This is a genomic window from Nitrobacter sp. 62-13, assembly GCF_001896955.1.
GTDB lineage: Bacteria > Pseudomonadota > Alphaproteobacteria > Rhizobiales > Xanthobacteraceae > Nitrobacter.
This window is the reverse complement of sequence record NZ_MKRN01000169.1, coordinates 382-875: the sequence shown is the minus strand read 5'-3', so window position 1 is coordinate 875 and position 494 is coordinate 382. Positions and strand designations below refer to the sequence as shown.

At 65.6% G+C, this 494-nt stretch carries 1 protein-coding gene and 1 pseudogene; both read right to left on the bottom strand.

The features are described 5' to 3' along the window. Positions 1-313, bottom strand: a 313-nt coding sequence (locus tag BGN91_RS11560) for a fructose-bisphosphatase class II (protein WP_292613258.1), incomplete at its 3' end; no start/stop codon positions are given. Positions 314-352: 39 nt separating this feature from the next. Then, positions 353-494, bottom strand: a pseudogene (locus BGN91_RS11555) (homoserine dehydrogenase); the annotation flags it as partial.

The following is a 494-nucleotide window of genomic DNA, read 5'->3' as shown; positions in this document are numbered from 1 at the left end:
ACAGCACGGTGCCTTCGAGCGGATCGACCGCGATATCGACCTGCGGTCCATGGGAATTGCCGACCTTCTCGCCGATGAACAACATCGGAGCCTCTTCGATCTCGCCCTCGCCGATCACCACCGTGCCATCGATCGGCAGCTTGTTGAGTTCGCGCCGCATGGCGTCGACCGCGGCCTGATCGGACGCCTTCTCCATGCCGCGCCCGCGCAGGCGCGCCGCCGACACCGCCGCCCGCTCCGTCACACGCACGATCTCAAGCGTCAGGAGACGACGGAGCGCCTGTTGCGGCGGAATGGAAATATCTGTCGACATCGCTTCAACTCTCCTTCAGGCGGCGCGGCTGGTCTGCCCTCAGTTCTTCTCGATGCGGATGACCTGCGGGCGGCCGGTGATGACCTTGTCCGCCCTCACCGCATGGAGCGCGCGATGCACCGCATCCTCGCTGGTCGCATAGGTAATCAGGAGCACGGGAACCGGCTCCGTCGGCTTGCCG